The sequence below is a fragment of the Streptomyces sp. NPDC001700 genome, assembly GCF_053596435.1.
Window position 1 is genome coordinate 49,260 of the sequence record NZ_JBSFGE010000013.1, and the last position, 18,937, is coordinate 68,196.

At 71.4% G+C, this 18,937-nt stretch carries 19 protein-coding genes; 17 read left to right on the forward strand and 2 right to left on the reverse strand.

Annotated elements, in window-relative coordinates; all coding sequences use genetic code 11:
• Nucleotides 1–98: 98 nt before the first annotated feature.
• From ACWC5C_RS24040 to ACWC5C_RS24055, 4 genes are all read left to right on the forward strand, one after another.
• Nucleotides 99–1,202 (forward strand): sugar kinase, encoded by a 1,104-nt coding sequence (locus tag ACWC5C_RS24040; RefSeq protein ID WP_450878382.1) that lies wholly within the window; start codon nucleotides 99–101, stop codon nucleotides 1,200–1,202.
• On the forward strand, nucleotides 1,199–2,044 hold the full coding sequence (locus ACWC5C_RS24045) for an IclR family transcriptional regulator (RefSeq protein ID WP_450878384.1): 846 nt from the start codon (nucleotides 1,199–1,201) through the stop codon (nucleotides 2,042–2,044). The genes ACWC5C_RS24040 and ACWC5C_RS24045 overlap by 4 nt, the downstream gene beginning before the upstream one ends.
• Entirely contained in the window at nucleotides 2,041–2,454 is a 414-nt protein-coding gene (locus ACWC5C_RS24050; RefSeq protein WP_450878386.1) for a RidA family protein, read from the forward strand. The genes ACWC5C_RS24045 and ACWC5C_RS24050 overlap by 4 nt, the downstream gene beginning before the upstream one ends.
• A 168-nt stretch (nucleotides 2,455–2,622) precedes the next feature.
• The gene (locus tag ACWC5C_RS24055; RefSeq protein WP_450878388.1) at nucleotides 2,623–4,095 is read left to right on the forward strand and encodes a GntP family permease; all 1,473 of its coding nucleotides are present in this window, start codon (nucleotides 2,623–2,625) and stop codon (nucleotides 4,093–4,095) included.
• Between the two features lie 68 nt (nucleotides 4,096–4,163).
• Here ACWC5C_RS24055 and ACWC5C_RS24060 read toward each other — a convergent pair whose 3' ends face one another.
• Nucleotides 4,164–5,522: a M14 family metallopeptidase gene (locus ACWC5C_RS24060; protein WP_450878390.1), complete on the reverse strand. Its 1,359-nt coding sequence runs from the start codon at nucleotides 5,520–5,522 to the stop codon at nucleotides 4,164–4,166.
• 125 nt (nucleotides 5,523–5,647) lie between these two features.
• Here ACWC5C_RS24060 and ACWC5C_RS24065 point away from each other — a divergent pair, with 125 nt between their 5' ends.
• Both ACWC5C_RS24065 and ACWC5C_RS24070 read left to right on the forward strand, forming a co-directional pair.
• Nucleotides 5,648–6,493, forward strand: a complete 846-nt coding sequence (locus ACWC5C_RS24065; protein ID WP_385449270.1) for a S1 family peptidase — start codon at nucleotides 5,648–5,650, stop codon at nucleotides 6,491–6,493.
• A 290-nt stretch (nucleotides 6,494–6,783) separates the two neighbouring features.
• Nucleotides 6,784–7,626, forward strand: coding sequence for an alpha/beta hydrolase family protein (locus ACWC5C_RS24070; protein ID WP_450878392.1), 843 nt, complete (start codon nucleotides 6,784–6,786; stop codon nucleotides 7,624–7,626).
• On the opposite strand, the gene ACWC5C_RS24075 is transcribed toward ACWC5C_RS24070, so the two are convergent.
• Nucleotides 7,627–8,628: a chitinase gene (locus ACWC5C_RS24075; protein WP_450878394.1), complete on the reverse strand. Its 1,002-nt coding sequence runs from the start codon at nucleotides 8,626–8,628 to the stop codon at nucleotides 7,627–7,629. It lies immediately after the preceding gene.
• A 302-nt stretch (nucleotides 8,629–8,930) separates the two neighbouring features.
• Between ACWC5C_RS24075 and ACWC5C_RS24080 the strand changes: the two genes are divergently transcribed.
• From ACWC5C_RS24080 to ACWC5C_RS24130, 11 genes are all read left to right on the forward strand, one after another.
• Nucleotides 8,931–9,833 (forward strand): hypothetical protein, encoded by a 903-nt coding sequence (locus ACWC5C_RS24080; protein WP_450878396.1) that lies wholly within the window; start codon nucleotides 8,931–8,933, stop codon nucleotides 9,831–9,833.
• Between the two features lie 27 nt (nucleotides 9,834–9,860).
• A complete protein-coding gene (gene cpaB / locus ACWC5C_RS24085; protein WP_450878398.1) occupies nucleotides 9,861–10,565 on the forward strand; it encodes a Flp pilus assembly protein CpaB in 705 nt (234 codons plus the stop codon).
• Nucleotides 10,566–10,593: 28 nt separating this feature from the next.
• Entirely contained in the window at nucleotides 10,594–12,345 is a 1,752-nt protein-coding gene (locus ACWC5C_RS24090; RefSeq protein ID WP_450878400.1) for an AAA family ATPase, read from the forward strand.
• Nucleotides 12,346–12,359: 14 nt separating this feature from the next.
• Nucleotides 12,360–12,860 carry a TadE/TadG family type IV pilus assembly protein gene (locus ACWC5C_RS24095; RefSeq protein WP_450878402.1) on the forward strand — a complete coding sequence of 167 codons (501 nt, stop codon included), beginning with the start codon at nucleotides 12,360–12,362 and terminating at the stop codon, nucleotides 12,858–12,860.
• Nucleotides 12,857–14,245, forward strand: a complete 1,389-nt coding sequence (locus tag ACWC5C_RS24100; RefSeq protein WP_450878404.1) for a CpaF family protein — start codon at nucleotides 12,857–12,859, stop codon at nucleotides 14,243–14,245. Before ACWC5C_RS24095 ends, ACWC5C_RS24100 begins: the two co-directional genes overlap by 4 nt.
• Before the next feature lie 6 nt (nucleotides 14,246–14,251).
• The gene (locus tag ACWC5C_RS24105) at nucleotides 14,252–15,190 is read left to right on the forward strand and encodes a type II secretion system F family protein (RefSeq protein ID WP_450878406.1); all 939 of its coding nucleotides are present in this window, start codon (nucleotides 14,252–14,254) and stop codon (nucleotides 15,188–15,190) included.
• An 11-nt stretch (nucleotides 15,191–15,201) separates the two neighbouring features.
• Nucleotides 15,202–16,095, forward strand: coding sequence for a DUF5936 domain-containing protein (locus ACWC5C_RS24110; RefSeq protein ID WP_450878408.1), 894 nt, complete (start codon nucleotides 15,202–15,204; stop codon nucleotides 16,093–16,095).
• A gap of 273 nt (nucleotides 16,096–16,368) precedes the next feature.
• Nucleotides 16,369–16,533: a hypothetical protein gene (locus ACWC5C_RS24115; protein WP_179936527.1), complete on the forward strand. Its 165-nt coding sequence runs from the start codon at nucleotides 16,369–16,371 to the stop codon at nucleotides 16,531–16,533.
• Nucleotides 16,534–16,541: 8 nt separating this feature from the next.
• A complete protein-coding gene (locus ACWC5C_RS24120) occupies nucleotides 16,542–17,234 on the forward strand; it encodes a pilus assembly protein TadG-related protein (protein ID WP_450878410.1) in 693 nt (230 codons plus the stop codon).
• Between the two features lie 45 nt (nucleotides 17,235–17,279).
• Entirely contained in the window at nucleotides 17,280–17,870 is a 591-nt protein-coding gene (locus tag ACWC5C_RS24125; protein WP_450878412.1) for a hypothetical protein, read from the forward strand.
• Nucleotides 17,871–17,878: 8 nt separating this feature from the next.
• Nucleotides 17,879–18,478 (forward strand): OmpA family protein, encoded by a 600-nt coding sequence (locus tag ACWC5C_RS24130; RefSeq protein ID WP_450878414.1) that lies wholly within the window; start codon nucleotides 17,879–17,881, stop codon nucleotides 18,476–18,478.
• The last annotated feature ends 459 nt before the right edge of the window (nucleotides 18,479–18,937 follow it).

Consider the following 18,937-nt stretch of genomic DNA (forward strand, 5'->3'; position numbering starts at 1 on the left):
CATTGCGTATAACGCTTAGCGCTGTTTAACATCCGGCCAAGCACCGGGTCAACGGTCCGTGTGTGCCCTACCCCCACCCGCAAGGAGCGAGACCCATCGTGCGTCCAGCCCCGAGTGTCGACGTCGTGTGCCTCGGCGAGTCGATGGTGACCTTCGTGCCGTCGCGGCCGGGCCGCCTCGCGGAGGTGCCCGCCTTCGCGCGGGGAATCGGCGGCGCCGAGTCCAACGTGGCGTGCGGGCTGGCGGGCGCGGGGCACAGCGTGCGCTGGATCAGCCGGGTCGGCACCGACGGCTTCGGCGACCATCTGCTGACGGAGATCGCGGCGACCGGGGTGGACGTCGGCCACGTCCAGCGCGACCCGCGCCGCCCCACCGGGATCTACTTCCGTACGGCGGGCGAGCGGGCCACAGAATCCGAACCCACAGAATCCGAGCCCACAGGCGAGGAGCCCCTCGCCGAAGTGGTCTACTACCGCGCCGGATCCGCCGCCTCGGCCATGTCCCCGGCGCTCATGCCGCACGAACAGACCTGGTCCGGCCGGGTCCTCCACCTCACCGGCATCACCCCGGCGCTCTCGCCCGACTGCCTCGCCCTGATGCGCGAGCTGACCGCCCGTGCCCCCGGCCGCCCGCTGGTCTCCTTCGACCTCAACTACCGCGTCTCGCTGTGGGAGGACCCGGCTCTGAGCGAAGGGCCGGGAGTGCTGCTCGACCTCGCCCGCGGCTGCGATCTGGTCTTCGTCGGCGAGGACGAGGCGGAGGCCGCCTGGGGCATCCGCGGCGGCGCGGACGCGATCCGCGCGGCGCTGCCCGAACCGGACGTGCTGGTGGTCAAGCAGGGCAGCGACGGGGCCACCGCGTACGAGCGCGGGGCGGACGGCACCGACACCGTCACCTTCGCGCCCGCCCTGCGCGTGGACGTCGTGGCCCCGGTCGGCGCGGGCGACGCCTTCGCCGCGGGCTTCCTCTCCGGCACCCTGCGCGGCCTGCCCGTCGAGCGGCGGCTGCGGCACGGCCATCTGATGGCGGCCGCCGCCCTCACCGTCCCCGGCGACCTCGGCACCCCGCCGCCGCGCGCGTACGCCGACCGGCTGGTGACGCTGGACGCCGCCGAGTGGGGCACACTGCGATTCGGCCCCGGCTGGGCGAACCCGGAGCGATCGGGGGCCGATACCGCGGTGGTGGAGGTAACCGACCCATGAGCCAGACCGTCGACCGAGCGCTGAGCATCCTGCCCCTGCTGGCGGAGGGACCCGCCAATCTGGAGCAGGTCGCCTCGCGGCTCGGCGTGCACAAGTCGACCGCGCTGCGGCTGCTGCGCACGCTGCACGAACACGGCATGGTCTACCGCCAGCGGGACCAGCGCTACCGGCTCGGCGCCCGCCTCTTCGCGCTCGCCCAGGAGGCGGTGGAGAACCTGGACGTACGGGAGATCGCCCACCCCCACCTGGTCGCGCTCAACGAGCGGTGCGGCCACACCGTGCACCTCGCGGTGTACGAGGAGAACGAGGTCCTCTACATCGACAAGGTGGAGAGCCGCTACCCGGTGCGGATGTACTCGCGGATCGGCAAACCCGTCGCGATCACGGTCGCCGCCGTCGCCAAGCTGCTGCTGGCCGACCTGCCGGAGCCCGAGCGGCGGGCGCTGGCCGAACGGCTCCCGTACCCGGCGTACACGGCCCGCTCCACGCCCAACGCCGCCGCGTTCCTGCGGGAGCTGGACACCGTACGGGAACAGGGCTGGGCCACCGACCTCGGCGGCCACGAGGAGTCGATCAACTGCGTCGGGGCGCCCATCCGGGGCGCGGACGGCCGGGTCGTCGCCGCGTGCTCGGTGTCGGCGCCGAACGTCGTCGTCACCGCGGACGAACTGCTCACCCTGCTCCCGGCGGTGCGCCGCACCGCGGAGGACATCAGCCGGGAGTACTCGGGCGGCGCCCCGGCCCGGCCGTCCGAAGGAACACCCGAACCAGCACCCGCAGTTACCCCCGATGAAACACCGCACGTCACACCCGAGAAGAGAGCCGAGGAATCCTCCTCATGACCGACAAGCTGCAGAAGACCGCGATCACCCCGGCCACCCACACCGCCCCGCCCGCGAAGTTCTCGCACGGCGTCAAGAAGGGCAACATCTTCCAGGTCGCCGGTCAGGTCGGCTTCGGCCCCGCGGTCCCCGGCCAGGCCCCCGCCCCGGTCGGGCCGGGCCTGCGCGAGCAGACCCTGCAGACGCTGCGCAACGTGCAGTCCGTGCTGGAGGCGGGCGAGGCGAGCTGGGAGGACGTGGTGATGATCCGCGTCTACCTCACCGACACCGGCCACTTCGCCGAGTTCAACGAGATCTACAACGAGTTCTTCGCGGACCTCAAGGAGGCCCCGGCGGCCCGTACGACGATCTACGTCGGCCTGCCCGCCGGGCTGCTCGTCGAGATCGACGCGCTCGCCGTCCTCGGCTGACGCCCGCCTTTCCGCGTACGTAACGCCCGGGTCGGGCGGGGCACACACCCAGCCCGACCCGGCCCCCACCCGCCGGGACCAGACCTCTGATCACGCGCACCCACAGCTCCCCCGCGCGCGGCCCCCCGCCGTGCGGCGATACCCCCTACCCACTTTCCGGAGTCCCCCATGCTGCTCGCAGCCGCCCCCGCTGCCGAGACCCCACCCCACACCGGTGGTCTGCTCGCGGTCATCCCCGGCACCGCCGGTCTGCTGACCGTCGCCGCCCTGGGCATCGCCCTCCTCCTCTACCTGATCATCAAGGTCCGGCTGCAGCCCTTCGTCGCGCTGCTCGGCGTCTCCATAGCCGTCGGCCTCGCCGCTGGGCTCTCGGTCACCGAACTCTTCGGCACCGTCCAGAAGTCCGACGCCGTCTCGCTGATCGAATCCGGTATGGGCGGCATCCTCGGCCACATCGCGATCATCATCGGCCTGGGCACCATGCTCGGCGCGATCCTGGAGGTCTCCGGCGGCGCCGAGGCGCTCAGCTCCCGGCTGCTCGGCCTCTTCGGTGAGAAGCGGGCGCCGCTCGCCATGGGGCTCACCGGCCTGATCTTCGGCATCCCGGTCTTCTTCGACGTCGGCATCTTCGTCCTGGCGCCGATCGTCTACGCGGCCACCAAGCGCAGCGGCAAGTCGATCGTGCTGTACGCGATGCCGCTGCTGGCCGGGCTCTCCATGACCCACGCCTTCCTGCCCCCGCACCCCGGACCGGTCGCCGCGGCCGGACTGCTCCATGTCGACCTGGGCTGGGTCATCCTGATGGGCGTCCTCGTCGGCATCCCGTCCGTGCTCGCCGCGTGGGCGTACGCCGCCTGGATCGGCAACCGCCTCTTCGTCCCCGTACCGCAGGACATGGTCGAGGCGGCGGAGGAGTCCCGGCAGGCGGTCGAGGCCGAACAGCGGGCCGCGGGTGGGGGTGCGGCCGAGCGGCCGGTGGCGGTGGGCACGGTCCTCGCCATCATCGGTACGCCGCTGCTGCTCATCCTCTGCGCGACCTTCTCCTCGATCGCGCTGGACCCGAGCACCGGGCGCTCGGTCATCGAGTTCTTCGGCCACCCCTTCGTGGCGCTGACGATCGCCCTGTTCCTCGCGTACTACCTGCTGGGCATCCGGCGCGGCTGGTCCCGCAAGTCCCTGGAGACCGTCTCGACCGCCTCGCTCAAGCCGGTCGGCAACATCATCCTGGTCGTCGGCGCGGGCGGCGTCTTCGGCGCGGTCCTCAAGGGCAGCGGCGTCGCCCAGGCCCTCGCGGACGCCTTCGACAGCGCGGGGCTGCCGGTCATCCTGCTGTCCTGGCTGATCTCGCTGGTGCTGCGGGTCGCCCAGGGCTCGGCGACGGTCGCGATCGTCACCACGGCGGGCATCGTCTCCCCGATGCTGGCCTCGGGCGACTACTCGCAGGCCCATCTGGCGCTGGTCATCATGGCGATCTCGGCGGGCTCGATCTTCGCCTCGCACGTCAACGACGGCGGCTTCTGGATGGTGGCGAAGTACTTCGGGATCTCCGAGCGGGACACGCTCAAGTCGTGGACGGTGCTGGAGTCGGTGCTGTCGGTGGCGGGCTTCGCGGTGGCGGCCCTGCTGAGCCTGGTCATCTAGCCCCTGGCCTTACGTACGCACCGGAGCCCCGGGGTCCGCGTGGACCCCGGGGCTCCGGCCGGTCGGCGTCAGGTTGTCGCGCAGTATTGGGCTTCCTTGCCGATCGACCGGTACATGCAGTCCGCGTTCTCCAGCAGCTGCAGCACCGCGTCCTTGTTACGGCTCGTCTCGCGGTCGATCACCTCGTCCGGCGGGTAGAAGCCGCCCGCCCCGGCGGACGACGGGTACATCTCGAAGGTGTAGGCGAAGATCTTCTGTGCGCCCCACAGCCAGTCGTCGATCGTCCCGTCCGTGATGTAGAGGTCGCTCGACTGCTCGGGCGTGTAGCCGTTGCTCGCCGCCAGCTTCCTTCCGATCGCGGCGAACGCGTCGTGGTCGTCCTTGGTCATCCCGGTCGCGGTGTCGCTGTACGTCCAGCCGAACGGCCACAGCACCAGCTCGCTGTAGGTGTGGAAGTCGATGGACGCCTTGAGCTGCTGCTTGCCGCCGACGATCCGGCTGCGCGCGAAGTCCGCGACGACCTTCACCTCGGGGGCCGACTCGGCCTTGGCGCCTCGGTAGGTCTCGGAGCCCGCCGAGCCGGAGGAGCCGCCGCAGCAGCCCCACTTGTAGTCCCAGTTGCGGTTGAGGTCGGTGCCGACGGAGGAGGAGCCGGAGTTGGGCTGCCGGTTCTTGCGCCAGCTGCGGTAGTTGCCGGTCGCGATGTCGTACTCGCCGCCGTCCGGGTTGAGGTCCGGGACGATCCAGATCTCGCGGCTGTTGACGATGTTGGTGATGCGGGAGTCCGTGCCGTAGCCGCCGGTCAGCTGGTGCAGCAGATACAGCGCCATCTCGACGGTGAGGTGCTCGCGGGCGTGCTGGTGGTGGGTGAACAGCACCTCGGGCTCGGCCTCGTCCGTGGCCACGTTGTCGCTGATCTTCAGCGCGACGATGTTCCGGCCCTCGTACGACTTTCCAATGACGCGCTTGCTCAGCAGGGTGGGGTACTTGGCTACGGCCGCGTCGATCTCGGAGTTCATCTCGGCGTAGTTGTGGTACTTCGAGTCCGCCGACGGGAAGTCGAACGGCGCGGCCGCCCGGCCCGTGCCGCGGTCGGCCGGACCGGGCAGCGCGGTGAGCCGGTAGCCGAGCCCGCGCAGCCGCTTGGCCTGCACGGAGTCGGCGGTGACGACGACGGAACGGGCGTCCGTCTCATCGATGGAGACGCCCGTGGCGGCGACGGTGGCGCGCTCGGCCGCGGTGGCCGGGCCCGCGACCTCGTACTGGCGCACGTTCTCATCGGCGGCCGTGGTGCCCGATGCGGCATCGGCCGAGGTGGCACGCCCGGGGGCCGGATCGTCGGCCTGGGCCGCGATCGGCGCGGCGAGGGCGAGGGACAACAGGGCGGCGAGGGCGGTAACCCGTCTGCCGCGGGTGCGAAGTCGCATAACTGCTCCTGGGGGGTGAAGGGCGAGCGACTGCTGCGCCAGTGTTCGGCCATGCGCATGACACGGTCAAGGGTGGGAAATGGTCGAAGCCGAAGGAACTTCTCATCGAGGGAAGGAACCCCCCTGTGAACAGACCTCTCGTCGGCGCGCTCTCGGCCCTCTTACTGGGCGGCGCGACCCTCGCGGGCGCCGGTGCCGCCCCGGCCGCGGCCGCCACGCCCCACCCCCGGGCCGCGCAGGCGGTCGACTTCGCCGGAACGGTCGCGCTCAGCAACTGCTCCGGCTCGGTCGTACGGACCGCGACGTCGGCCGACACCGACCCCGCGCTCGTCCTCTCCAACGGGCACTGCCTGGAGACCGGCTTCCCGGGCGCGGGCGAGGTGATCGTCGACAAGGCGTCGAGCCGCAGCTTCACCCTGCTGAACAGCTCCGGCGGGAGCGCGGGCACGGTACGGGCGAGCAAGGTCGCGTACGCGACCATGACCGACACCGACGTCTCCCTGTACCAGCTGACCTCGACGTACGCGCAAATACAGCAGCGGTACGGCATCAAGGCACTGCAACTGTCGGACGTCCGCCCGACGCAGGGCACCAGCATCAAGGTGGTCTCCGGCTACTGGAAGAGGATCTACTCCTGCAATATCGACGGATTCGCATACCGTCTTAAGGAAGGCGAGTGGACCTGGAAGGATTCGGTCCGCTACACCTCCGCCTGTAACACGATTGGCGGAACGTCAGGTTCACCCGTGGTCGACGCCACCACCGGCACGGTCCTGGCCGTGAACAACACGGGCAACGAGAGCGGCGCGCAGTGCACCCTCAACAACCCGTGCGAGGTGGACGAGAGCGGAAAGGTGACGGTCCGCAAGGGCATCAACTACGCCCAGCAGACCTACGGCATCACCAAGTGCGTGACCACCGGAAACCGGATCGACCTCACCCTGTCCGGATGCGCGCTGCCCAAGCCGTGACGCGGGGCGGGGCTGACGGGGATTGACGGGGGCTGACCCCACCACGGTCCGGGGGCGGGCGCCAATGCGCCCCCGGACCGCTGCCACTGAAGCTGAAGGCTCCTTGTCGCGACGTCAGCAGACGTCAGAAAAGGAGGCCGGGGCGCGCTGGTGTCCGTCGAAAAGCTGTACACACTGGCCGCCCCACCACGGCGAGCGGGCTGCTCGCCCTGCCGCGCGGGCGGGAGGGCGGGCTGCGGGCGGTCTCCTTCGCCCATGGCACCGGCAGCCACAAGAGCGACGCGCCGTCCATGCAACGGCACGGCTTCCTGCCCTCGCCGCCGGTCACGTACGCGTCGGCCGGGTTCGCCGCCGTCGCGCCCGACTACCTCGGCATGGGCACCGGGCCCGGGCTCCACCCCTGGATGGACGTCCCCTCGGAGACCACGGCCTCGCTCGACATGCTGCGCGCCGCCCGTGCCGTCGTCCCGCTGGAGCGGAAGGTCGCGGTCACCGGCTTCTCCCAGGGCGCCTCGGCGGCCCTCGGGCTGGCCAGGTCGCTCCAGGCGGGTGAGGACCGCTGGTTCCGGCTGGGCGCGCTGGCGCCGGTGAGCGGGGCGTACGACTTCGGGGGGACGGAGCGCAGGGCGCTGCTCGGCGGGGAGCTGGACGCCACGTCGAGCGCCATCTACGTGGCGTACACGCTGGTCGCCTTCAACCGGCTGCACGAGGTGTACGACCGCCCGGAGCGGGTGTTCCAGGGGGACGCCCGGCACATCGAGTCGCTGTTCGACGGCGAGCACACCGGGCTGGAGATCAAGAACGGCATCCCGGGGACGGTGAAGGACCTGCTCACCGACGAGGGCATGCGGCTGCTCGAACATCCGACCGGGGAGTTCGCGGCGGCGCTGCGGACGGCGAGCCGCGTGTGCACCGGCTGGGCGCCTCGGGTACCGGCGCGGCTGTACCTGGCGGACGGGGACCAGGAGGCGGCGGTGGGGAACACCGCGGTCTGCCGGGCGGAGCTGCGACGCCGAGGGGCGGACGTCCCGGTGGTCGACGTAGGTCCCGTCGACTACCAGGGCTCCCGCCACCTCGGCTCGAACGTCGCCGCCACGGCGTCGATCGTCCGCTGGCTCAGCGATCTCCCGTAGCTACGGGAGGCCGTGGACCTTGGGGCCGACCGTCTTCGACCAGGCGTTCCCGCTCGCCGCGTCCCAGTTCGTGGACCAGGTCATCGCGCCGCGCAGGCCGGGATAGGTCTTGGACGGGGTGAAGCCGCCGCAGCCGGTGCCCTTGGTGAGGCAGTCGAGGGCCGCGTTCACGACGGCCGGTTCCACGTAGCCGGAGCCCGCGCCGCTGGGCGAGGCGGGGACGCCCAGGCCGACCTGGGACGGGGCGAGGCCGTTCTCCAGCTGGATACAGGCGAGGGCGGTGAGGAAGTCGACCGAGCCCTGGGAGTAGACCTTGCCGTCGCAGCCGTTCATCGAACCGCTGTTGTAGTACTGCATGTTGACGACGGTCAGGAAGTCCTTGATGCCCAGGGCGGTCTTGAAGTACTCGGTGGACGGCGACTGCATGTCGATCGTCTGCGGTGCCATCGTCACCACGACATCGCTCTTCTTGTCGTGGACGGCCTTCAGCGCCTTGGTCATATAGGTGGCGTTGAGGCCGTTCTCGAGGTCGATGTCGACGCCGTCGAAGCCGTATTCGTCCATGAGGCCGGTGATGGAGGCGGCGAAGGTGTTCGCCGAGGCGTCGTCGCTGACCGAGACCGTGCCGTTCTGGCCGCCGACGGAGATGATGACGGACTTGCCCGCGGCCTGCTTGGCCTTGATGTCGTCCTTGAACTGCTGCTCGCTGCCGTAGCCGACGGCCGGGTCGAGGGTGAAGTCGACGGCACCCGGTGTCCCGGCCGCGTCCGCGAAGGCGACGGCGATGATGTCGTAGTCGTCCGGGACGTCGGCGAGCTTCTGCACGGTCGCGCCGTTGTCGAAGTTCTGCCAGTACCCGGTGACCGCGTGCGCCGGTACGGCGGCGGTCGCGTGTGCGGTGCCGGTCGCCTGTGCGGTGCCGGTGGATATCAGTCCACCGGAGGCGAGCGCGGCGACCGCCGCGGTTCCGAGCAGCTTGTTCCTGAACTGTGCGCGTGCCACGACAGCCTCCGAGCGTGGGGGGAGAAAAAAGGGAGGTGGTGCCAGTGCGCGTCCAGGGGCCCCTGAGGCGTGCGACCAAGGTGGTCCAGACCAATGCGGTTGTCAAGTCCATGGCACATATCCGCTGGTCACGGGCTACTCCCCGCCACGAACCGGGGGTGCGCGCGGACCAGGGGGGTGTAACTCAGAGGAACTGTTCTCTCACGCGGCTTTCGTGGATAAAGTGACGATGCACCAGCCAGGGGCAGTTCACGAACTGCGGCCGCCGCCGCTCGGCGACGACGTGAGACGGGGTAGCCGACGTGCCCACCGCGATAGCAGTCACCAGCCGTGAGCTGGTGCTTCCACCGCCCGACGGGCAGACCCCGTCGGCCGTAGTGCTCCGGCCGCCGGAGGAGCAGTCGCTCGACGACGCGCTCGCCGAGGTCGGGGCGCTCCTCGACGCGCAGGGCTATCTGGTGACGGTCTATCCCGCCGCCACCCCGCCGCCCTTCATCCGCAGACTGCACACCGTGCGCTCCGTCCTGGAGAGCGACCGGATGGCGCTGTGCCCGCTCGAACTGCCGCCGCTGGCCGTCGCCGTGATCGCTCGTCAGCTGCGCCAGCTGTCCGTGTCCGACTTCAGCCCCGGCGTGCTGGCCTGCTCCGCCCGGCTGCTGGCGCACTACGTGCACGCGGGCGCGCTGCTCGGCAGCGTCGCCAGGCTGGACCGGGTGCCGGTGAGCCTCACCTCGCACGTCAAGTCCTGGATGCCGGGCACCCACTTCGGTGTGCTCGCCCACCCCGAGCCGCGGTTGGTCAAGGTGGGTGGCGGCGGGGCGCTGCCCGGGCCCGCGTACGGCACCGAGATGACCGTCGCCCGGGGCCAGCTCACCAGCCACGGCCATGGGACGGCCCCGCGCGACGACTGGGTCAGCGGGGCGCTGGCGCCCTCCTGGGGCGTCCGGGGCGTCCAAGAGGTGCCGCTGGCTCCCGAGTCGGTGCGCTGGTGGGGCACCCCGAAGGTGATCGAGTTCGCGGCGGCCATCCCGGACCTCTCGGTGCTCTACCAGCTCGTGGCGTCCGTACGGAGAGAGGAATGCCACTGGTGCGGCTTCGAACTCATCGGGGACCGCTGCGCGTTCTGCTCCTGTCCGGTGCCGCGCGGCGATGAGATCCCCGCCCTGAACCAGTCCGCCGAGCGTCCTGCCCTGACCAGCCGGTAAACGTCCCACTCACGAGGTTGTCCGTCCATGAATTCTCGCCAGCGCCGCGGAGTCATCCTGCTGGTCCTGTCGGTCCTGTGCGCCGGTGGCGCGTTCGCCGGCGTGCTCTCCGTCGTCAACGACGTGGAGTCGAAGGTCGGCCCCGAGACGACCGCGTACAAGCTCAAGTCGGACATCAAGCCCTACGAGGCCCTGGAGCCGGGGGCGTTCGAGGCGGTCTCGATGCCCGAGCGCTGGGTGCCCGACGCCGCGATCACCGACCTCGACGAGGTGCGCGGCAAGATAGCCGTGACCGAGCTGACCAGGGGCTCGCTCCTGCAGAAGGGCATGATCGTCGACCGGCCCGCGCTCAAGTCCGGACAGCAGGAGATCGCGATCATGGTCGACGCGGCGACGGGGGTCGCGGGCAAGATCACCCCCGGCTCGAAGGTCAACGTCTACGCGACCTTCGAGGGCAAGACGCAGGGTGAGACGCCGGTCTCCAGGCTGATCGTCCAGGCCGCGGACGTCATCGACGTCGGCGAGCTGAAGGCCCTCCAGCCGGACGAGGACGACGAGCGCCGCGTCGACCAGGCCGTGCCGATCACCTTCGCGCTCGACACGAAGGACGCCCAGCGCGTCGCGTACGCCGAGTCGTTCGCCTCCCACGTACGGCTCGCGCTGATCGGCCCCGGCGGCGACGCCTCCGTATCGCCGCGCGACCGCACCTACACCCTCGACGGCGACAAATGACCCCCGTGAAGAGTGAGGAGGTGGAGCGGTGACCATCAGGATCCTCCCGGCCGTCGGCGACGCCGACGCGGCCCGCGCCATCGGCGGGCTGCTCGGCCAGTTGCCCGGCGTCGAACCGTCGGCGCCGGTGGGCGACTCGACCCGGCTGCTGGACACCCTCGCCGCGCTGGCCGCCGCCTCCCTGGAGGAGCTGCCCGAGGTCGTCCTCGTCCACGAGCGGATCGGCCCGTCCCCCGCCCTGGAGCTGATCCGGGAGGTCGCGCTGCGCTTCCCGGCGGTGGGCGTGGTGCTGGTCACCGGCGACGCGGGACCGGCCCTGTACTCGGCCGCCATGGACGCGGGCGCGCGCGGCATCGCCGGGATACCGCTGTCGTACGACGAGCTGGCGGCCCGCGTGCAGGCCGCCAGCCAGTGGGCCAGCGGCGTACGGCGCCACCTCGGGGGCGGCGGCGACGTGGCCGCCACCGGTCCCGGCGGCACGCTGGTCGCCGTCGCGGGCGCCAAGGGCGGGGTCGGTACGACCGTCACCGCCGTGCAGCTCGCGCTGGCCGCGCGCGCGGCGGGGCGCACCGTCGCCCTGGTCGACCTGGACCTCCAGTCCGGCGATGTGGCCTCGTACCTCGACGTCCAGTTCCGGCGCTCCATCGCCGACCTGGCCCAGATCACCGACATCTCGCCGAGGGTCCTCCAGGACGCGGTCTTCACCCACCACACCGGCCTCGGGCTGCTGCTGGCGCCGGGCGACGGCGAGCGCGGCGAGGAGGTCACCGACCGGGCGGCCCGGCAGGTCGTCGGGGCGCTGCGGACCCGGTTCGAGCTGGTGGTCGTCGACTGCGGTACGCAGATGACCTCGGCGGGCGCGGCCATCGTCGAACAGGCCGACACCGCGCTGCTGGTGACCACCCCGGACGTGGTCGCGGTGCGGGCCGCCAAGCGGATGGTGCGGCTGTGGGACCGGCTCCAGGTCCGCAAGGCCGAGGAGACCGTGACGGTCGTCAACCGGCACAGCCGCAGCGCCGAGATCCAGCCGCAGCTGGTCGCGCGCGCCACGGGCACGGCGGTCGCGCGCACCGCGATCCCGGCCGGGTACAAGGAGCTGCAGCCCGCCGTCGACTCGGGGCGGATGCAGGACCTGGACCCCAAGTCCGCCGTCAAGCAGGCGCTGTGGGGGCTCGCCGGGGAACTGGGCCTGGTGGACGGCGCGCGGGGCACGCCCCCGCCGGGCCGCCGCGCCCCCCACCGGGGCCATCAGGCGCAGGGCGGCGACCGCACCCTGCCCGGGACGCGGCGGCGCCGTGCCATAGGAGCCGGGCCGTACGACGAGGGCGACAGCGGCGGCGAGGCGGGCCCGGGGACGGACGCGCTCAACGAGATCCCGCCGTCCGGCACCGGCCGCTTCCTGCGCAAGCGGGGCGGCGACCGGGGCCAGGTCACGGTGGAGTTCATCGGCGTCCTGCCGCTGGCGCTCATCGTGCTCGCGGTGGTCTGGCAGGTCGTGCTCGTCGGCTATACGTACTCGCTCGCGGGCAACGCGGCCGACAAGGGGGCCAGGGCGGGCGCGGCCGGGGGAGCCGGTGCCTGCCAGTCCGCGGCGCAGGACGACATCCCCGGCTCCTGGAGCGCCGAGGTCGACTGCCCCGGCGGGGGCGACGGCGCGGTGTACCGGACGACGGTGAAGCTGACCGTCCCGATCCTGTTCCCGGGCGCCGCCGACTTCCCGTGGATGGTGACCGGCAGTGCGGGCGCCGCCGACGAGACGGAAACCGCGGCGGGGCAGTGAGGGGGCCTGGAGCGATGACCCGACGGACCAGGTCGGCCCTTCTGGCCCGCCGTGCCGCGCCGCCCGGAGCGGCGGGGGCCGTACGTACGCGGGGCGAAGCGGCCGACCGGGCCGGGCGACGCGGCCGAAGGGGGCGCGACCGGGGGCAGGCGTCGATCGAGTTCCTCGGCTTTCTGCCGGTCCTGATCCTCGTCGCGCTGGCCGCCGTACAGCTGGGCATCGCCGCGTACGCCGTCCAGCAGGCGGGCACGGCGGCGCGGGCGGCGGCCCGGATGGGGTCGCTGGACGAACCGGGCACCAGCCCGGCGGCCGCCGGGCAGGCGGCGATCAGCGGCTGGCTGGCCGACGGGACGAACATCAGCGGGGGCGACTGCGGCGGGGGAGAGGCGAGCGCGACCGCGTCCGTCAAGATCCCCTCGGTCATCCCCGGCTTCGACATCTTCGGCAGCGCGGAGAGGAGCGCCACCATGCCGTGCGACGAAGGATCCCTCCAGGCGGCGGGAGGCGGCTCATGAGCCTGCGGTCCCGTATCAACACGCCCGAGGGGCCGTCCGAGGGCCGCCAGGACGGGCATCTCGTCGCCGTCTACCGCGCCAAGCTGCTGGAGGAGATCGACCTCGCCGAGATGTCCTCGCTGGCCGCCGCCGAGCGCAGGACCCGGCTGGAGCGCGTCCTCGGCCACATCATCAGCCGCGAGGGCCCGGTGCTGTCCACCGGCGAACGGTCCCAGCTCATCCGCCGGGTGGTGGACGAGGCACTGGGCCTCGGCGTGCTCGAACCGCTGCTGGAGGACGCCTCCATCACCGAGATCATGGTCAACGGACCGGACCAGATCTTCGTGGAGCGGGCGGGCCGGGTCGAGCTGGTGCCCGTCCGGTTCGCGTCCGAAGAGCAGCTGATGCAGACCATCGAGCGCATCGTCTCCACCGTCAACCGGCGGGTGGACGAGTCGAATCCGATGGTGGACGCGCGCCTTCCGTCCGGTGAGCGGGTCAACGTGATCATCCCGCCGCTGGCGCTCACCGGCGCCACCCTCACCATCCGCCGCTTCCCGCGCGCCTACACGCTTCATGAGCTGATCGGCATGGGCACGCTGGACGAGCAGATGCTGTTGCTGCTGGCGGCGCTGGTGCGGGGCAAGTTCAACGTCGTCGTCTCAGGACCCACCGGCTCCGGAAAGACCACGCTGCTCAACGCCCTCTCCGGGCTGATCCCGGACGGCGAGCGGATCATCACCGTCGAGGACGCCGCCGAACTCCAGCTCCAGCAGACCCATGTCATCCGGCTGGAGTCCCGGCCGCCCAATGTCGAGGGCAAGGGCCGCATCACCATCCGCGACCTGGTCCGCAACTCGCTGCGGATGCGCCCCGACCGCATCATCGTCGGCGAGGTGCGCGGCGGCGAGACCCTGGACATGCTGCAGGCCATGTCCACCGGCCACGACGGCTCGCTCGCCACGGTCCACGCCAACAGCGCCGAGGACGCGCTGATGCGGCTCCAGACGCTCGCCTCGATGTCCGATGTGGCGATCCCGTACGAGGCGCTGCGCGACCAGATCAACAGCGCCGTGGACTGCATCGTCCAGCTCGTCCGGCAGGCCGACGGCTCCCGCCGGATCAGCGAGATCGCGCTGCTCGACAGCCATGGCCACGAGGAGTACCGCATCGCCACCGTCTGCCGCTTCGACGCCCAGCCCATGGGCGCCGACCGGATCGTGCACGGGCGGTTCGCGTACTTCCCGCTCCCGGAGCGGGTCGCGGAGCGGCTGCGGATGGCCGGTGAGGCGGTGCCGCCCGCCTTCGGGGTGGCCGCCTTCCCGGCGCAGCTGACCACGCGGGGCGCCGTGTACGACAGGGGCGGGTACGACACGGGCGCGTACGGCGCGCGGGACGGGAGGTAGGAGGGCATGGACCGGCTCGCGGTGCTGACGCTCGGCACGACGCTGGTGTGCGGCGCGCTGGGCGTCGCCGGGGTGCATACGTACGCCCGGGGCACGGACCGGCAGCGCGCGCTGATCGACCGGCTGTCGGAGTCGGGCGCGGCGGAGGCGTCCGGGCGCTCGCGCCGCTTCGCCCGGGTGGACCGGCGGCTGCGCACCACCTCGCTGGGGCGCCGTCTTGAGCTGCGGCTCGCGGCGACGGGCCTGGACCTCACCCCCGGCGAGTTCTTCGTCTACACGGCCGGGGCGGCGGCCGGGCTGTGGGTGCTGGCGGCGTCGCTGCTGGCGTCGTTCTTCGGCCCGATCGCGGCCGTCATCGCCGTCTGGTCGGCGTTCGGGTTCCTGGGCTGGCAGCGGCAGAAGCGGATCGAACGGTTCATCAACCAGCTGCCCGAGCTGTCCCGCATCCTGGCCAACGCCACCCAGGCGGGGCTCGCGCTGCGGACCGCGCTGAGCATGGCGGCGGACGAGATGGAGGCCCCGGCGGGCGAGGAACTGTCCAAGGTCGCCGCCAAACTGGCGGTGGGCCACTCCATCGACGACGCGCTCGGCGAGCTGGCCGAGCGGCTGCCGTCCCGGGAGCTGGTGGTGCTGGTCACCACGCTGGTGCTGTCGAACCGCGCGGGCGGCACCGTGGTCAGCTCGCTGCGCAACCTCACCCACACGCTGGAGGAGCGGAAGGAGACCCGCCGCGAGGTCCGCACCCAGCTCTCCCAGGTGACCGTCACCGCGTATGTGGTGCCGCTGATGGGCATCGGGACGCTGCTGCTGATGGACCGGATCTCACCGGGCTCGCTGGACCGCATGACCGCGTCCTTCTGGGGGCAGGCCGCGGTGATCGGGGCGTTCGTCCTGTACGGGATCGGCTTCTTCCTCATCCGCCGCATGTCGAAGATCGACGTCTAGGGGTACCTCGCATGGGTTTCGGACTGCTGCTGGCGCTGGCCGCGGGCCTGTCGGTGGCGGGCCTCGCGTACGGCATCGCGCTGTACCGCAGCGAGGCCAAGCTGCCGAGCGACCTCGCGGTCGCGCTGGAGGTCGGGGCGACCCGTACGAACGCGGTCGGCTCGGCCGTCGACCGGCTCGGCATGCGCTACGCCCCGCTGGTGCTGCGGCTGATGGGCGAGAAGCGGGTCGCGCGGGTGCGCCGCCGTATCGATCTGGCGGGCCATCCGGGCGGGCTGACGGTCGACCGGTACGCGGCCCGCCGGGCGGTCTACGGGATGCTCGGCTTCGGCGGCGCGCTGGTCATGCTGGTGCGGGGCCAGCTGCTGCTGGCCGTGTTGCTGGTCGTGTTCGGCCTGTTCTGGATCGAGGTCGGCATCTGGGCGGCGGTGCGGGAGCGGAAGGACGCGATCGACCGGACGCTGCCCGACTTCCTGGACGTGCTGGCGGTCGTGGTGAGCGCCGGTCTTGGCTTCCGGCAGGCGCTGGACCGGGTGTCCGAGAAGTACGAGGGCCCGTGGGCGGATGAACTTCGCATCACACTTCGGCAAATGGACATGGGGGTCAGCCGCCGCCAGGCGTTCGAAGAACTGCGGAAGCGGAACGACTCCGAACAGGTCGCCCAGTTCGTCACGGCGCTTCAGCAGGGCGAGGAACTGGGCGCTCCGATCGTCGAGACACTGATCGCCATCGCGAACGATATGCGCCGCACCGACGCCCAGAACGCCCGGCGCCGCGCGGCCCGCGCCGTCCCCAAGGCGACCATGGTCATCACCACCTTCATGGTGCCCGGGACGATGGTGCTGCTCGTGGCGGGGTTCTTCATCGGGTCCGGCACGGACTTCGGTTCGGTCACGGGAGATTGACGGTCATTTGGGCGAATATGCTTCGCGATCGCAACCGGTTGTGGGACAGTCGTCGACGGTGAACTCCTCGGCGGCGGGAGGGGGTGAGAGGGATGGGCCGCGACGGCGGAGGTCCGCGTACAGGGTTCGAACACCGTGTATCAGGAAGGCAATGCCCCCTGGGACACTGTTCCGAGGCAGCTGTTTCGGCGTACTTTGCTCGTGTCGCGAGCGACACCACGGGGGTTGAGTCGCCGGACCAGAGTGGGACGGCCACCCATGGAGGGGAACACGATGGGGAAGCGCGTTATGGGGAACGACCGGGGGCAGACCTCGATCGAGTACCTGGGGATCATCGCCGTGGTGGTCGCGATCGTTTTGGTACTGGCGACGACGGACTTCGGAAGCATGATCGCGAACGCGATCTCCGACAAGATCGCTCAGGTCGTCGGCATCTGACCAAGCGCGTGAGCGAGCGCGTGAAGGCTCGCGGCTACCGTAACGGCGATGCCGGGCAGGCCTTTCCGATCTACCTCACCGCGGTCGCGGCCCTGCTCTTCCTCGCCCTCGCCTTCTTCGCGGTGGGCCAGGCCGGGGCCACCCGCAACGGCGGTCAGACCGCCGCCGACGCGGCCGCCCTCGCCGCCGCCCAGGACTACCGCGAGCAGCTGGGCACGGCGCTGCTGGACGCGGTGGCGGACGGGAGCGCGCTGGAGGACCTGCTGAACGGGCGGGGGATCGGCGCGACGGGCGCCTGTGACGAGGCGACGTGGTTCGCCCAGCAGAACGGCGCGGACGTCACCGGCTGCGAGGGCCCGGACTTCCTCCCCACCTCCTTCACCGTCACCGTCAAGACGCAGAAGCCGGTGGGCAAGACCGTCATCCCCGGTACGGAGGGCCAGTACGGCGAGGCGGAGGCCAAGGCGGTCATAGGACCGCGCTGTACGCTCCAGCCGCCCGACGACGAGCCGTCGCCCCTCCCGACTCCAACAGGTGACGAGGACGACGGCGACGACGACGGCGGCAACGACGACGGAGACGGAGACGAGAAGCCCGCCATCGATCTGGACTGCGATGGCGAGACCGTCACCATCGACCCGGCGCACCCGGAACTGCTCCCGGACGTCAAGGAACTGTTCTCCGTGCACCTTGCCGACTGAGCGAACTGAGCGACCGACGAGTAGACGAGCAAAGGACAGCGAGCGATGAGCATTCGGCACACGACGAAGGCCCGGAGGGGGGCTGCCGCGGCGGCGCTCGCAGCGGCCCTGGCCCTCGCCGTGGCCGGGTGCGGCAGCGGTGACGGGGGCGACGGGAAGGACAGCGGCGCCCCGCACAAGTCCACCGAGGCCAAGACCGACGACGGGCAGGGGGAGACGGAGCCCGCCGCGGACTCCGAGAAGGTCATCGGCGAGATGAAGGGGCCGAAGAACATCGTCGTCACCCTCCACTCCGCGGAGCGCGACAGCGGCGGCTTCGTCACCGTCAACGGGACGGTGACCAACCGGGGCAGCACGCTGTTCAACCCGATCGACTGGCGCTCCCCGGAGGTGGAGCTGGCCAAGTCCCGTTCGTCCGTGTCGGGTGCGACGCTGGTCGACGCGAAGGGCAAGAAGCGGTATCTCGTGCTCCGGGACACCGATGGGCAGTGTCTGTGCACCACGGGGCTCTCGGGGATCAAGGAGAACGAGAGCCGCCCGTTCTTCGCGCAGTTCCCGGCCCCGCCCAAGAGCGTCGCCGAGGTCGACTTCCAGCTTCCGACGATGCCGTCCGTCAGCATCAAGCTGTCCGGGTGAGCCCCGCCATGACGACACGTGCGACAGCCTGCCGCGCCGCGACGGCCCTGGCCGCCCTGGCCCTCCTCCTCACCACCCCGGCCCACGCCGACAGCGGCCCCGGCGCCCCCGCCGACACCCGGCCGCCCCTCAAGATCGACACCGACGACCCGGATCTGCGGATGCCGGAGGGCGCGAAGCTCGCGGCCGGGCGGGTCCTGGACATCAAGTCGGTCGTCGAGACGGACAACGGCGACGAGCGGCGCGAGGACACCAACACCAAGGTGAGCTTCGCCCTCCAGGCCGAGGTGCTGTTCGGCAAGGACAGCGCGAAGCTCGGCCCCGAGGCGAACGCCCGTATCCAGCAGATCGCGGACGAGGCGGAGCGGCAGAACGCGAAGAGCGTCCGGGTCTTCGGCTTCACCGACAACCTGGGCTCGGCCGCCCACGGCCTCGAACTCTCCCGCAAACGCGCCGACGCGGTGCAGCAGCGCCTGGCGTCCAGCCTGGACTCCTCGGTCGCGTACCAGATCCGCGGCTACGGCGAGCAGTACCCGATCGCGGACAACGCGTCGGAGGAAGGCCGCAAGAAAAACCGCCGAGTAGAAGTCAGCTTCCCCCGAACCTGAGCGACCACCCTGGTGTCATTTCCCCACCCCGCCCCTTCCCGATCCCAAGGGCTCCGCCCCTGGACCCCGCTCCTCAATCGCCGGAGGGGCTGGGGGTAGGGCACGTCCGCCCCGCGCTCCCGTTCGTCAGTCGCTGGGGAGGGGCTGGGGGTAGGGCACGTCCGCCCCGCACTCCCGTTCGTCAGTCGCTGGGGAGGGGCTGGGGGTAGGGCACGTCTGCCCCGCACTCCCGTTCGTCAGTCGCTGGGGAGGGGCTGTGGGGGTAGGGCACGTCTGCCCCGCGCTCCCGTTCGTCAGTCGCTGGGGAGGGGCTGGGGGTAGGGCACGTCCGCCCCGCGCTCCTGGTCGTTAGTCGCTGGGGAGGGGCTGGGGTAGGGCGTGTTCGTCCCGCACGGCCGCTGCTCAATCGCCCCTGGGCCCACCCAGAAACCGCTGCCCGTGTCACCCACTGCCGGGGCT

Coding starts and splice junctions, on each gene's coding strand:
- cpaB (WP_450878398.1), top strand. CDS start 9,861: ATGAATTCTCGCCAGCGCCGCGGAGTCATCCTGCTGGTCCTGTCGGTC.
- ACWC5C_RS24050 (WP_450878386.1), top strand. CDS start 2,041: ATGACCGACAAGCTGCAGAAGACCGCGATCACCCCGGCCACCCACACC.
- ACWC5C_RS24100 (WP_450878404.1), top strand. CDS start 12,857: ATGAGCCTGCGGTCCCGTATCAACACGCCCGAGGGGCCGTCCGAGGGC.
- ACWC5C_RS24115 (WP_179936527.1), top strand. CDS start 16,369: ATGGGGAAGCGCGTTATGGGGAACGACCGGGGGCAGACCTCGATCGAG.
- ACWC5C_RS24060 (WP_450878390.1), bottom strand. CDS start 5,522: ATGCGACTTCGCACCCGCGGCAGACGGGTTACCGCCCTCGCCGCCCTG.
- ACWC5C_RS24125 (WP_450878412.1), top strand. CDS start 17,280: ATGAGCATTCGGCACACGACGAAGGCCCGGAGGGGGGCTGCCGCGGCG.
- ACWC5C_RS24110 (WP_450878408.1), top strand. CDS start 15,202: ATGGGTTTCGGACTGCTGCTGGCGCTGGCCGCGGGCCTGTCGGTGGCG.
- ACWC5C_RS24095 (WP_450878402.1), top strand. CDS start 12,360: ATGACCCGACGGACCAGGTCGGCCCTTCTGGCCCGCCGTGCCGCGCCG.
- ACWC5C_RS24130 (WP_450878414.1), top strand. CDS start 17,879: ATGACGACACGTGCGACAGCCTGCCGCGCCGCGACGGCCCTGGCCGCC.
- ACWC5C_RS24055 (WP_450878388.1), top strand. CDS start 2,623: ATGCTGCTCGCAGCCGCCCCCGCTGCCGAGACCCCACCCCACACCGGT.
- ACWC5C_RS24070 (WP_450878392.1), top strand. CDS start 6,784: ATGCAACGGCACGGCTTCCTGCCCTCGCCGCCGGTCACGTACGCGTCG.
- ACWC5C_RS24105 (WP_450878406.1), top strand. CDS start 14,252: ATGGACCGGCTCGCGGTGCTGACGCTCGGCACGACGCTGGTGTGCGGC.
- ACWC5C_RS24045 (WP_450878384.1), top strand. CDS start 1,199: ATGAGCCAGACCGTCGACCGAGCGCTGAGCATCCTGCCCCTGCTGGCG.